1 protein-coding gene is annotated in these 451 nt (G+C 48.6%); it reads left to right on the top strand.

What is annotated here, in order from left to right:
- Window positions 1-451 (top strand): hypothetical protein (locus C6366_RS21055; protein WP_158269870.1); only part of this gene is annotated, 451 nt, incomplete at both ends.

The raw sequence follows: 451 nt of genomic DNA, 5'->3' as shown, positions 1-451 counted from the left end.
GATATCATCTGTGAAAGTTTTACCGAACTACGTGCCAATACGCCCTCACCGGGAATGGGTGTTGGTCGTTGGGAACTGATTGATGGTGGCGGTACTTTTAATCCGGATTTACCACAAACCATGGTGACCGATTTGGCAAACGGAATCAATCGCTTCCGATATACCATAACCAAAGGAACAGGGCCTAATGCTTGTGTTTCAACTGATATTGTGACCATCACCAATGGCCTGCCAACACCTGCAGATGCAGGCGTAGGATCCGAAGTAGCAATATGTACCGATAGATTCCAGCTAAAACCTAATACACCAACATTTGGCGTGGCTTCATGGGCGCTTGGCTCGGTTGGTCAGGCTCGTTTCGAAGGCAACTGGGTTTACGATCTGGCTCCTGGTCCCAATGAGCTTATCTATCGCATCGCCACTGAGCATTGCGTGTCCGAAGATGTTTTTG

Source organism: Desulfonatronum sp. SC1 (assembly GCF_003046795.1).
Lineage (GTDB): Bacteria > Desulfobacterota > Desulfovibrionia > Desulfovibrionales > Desulfonatronaceae > Desulfonatronum.
The sequence above is the reverse complement of the archived record's forward strand: the minus strand, read 5'-3'. Positions and strand labels throughout refer to the sequence as shown.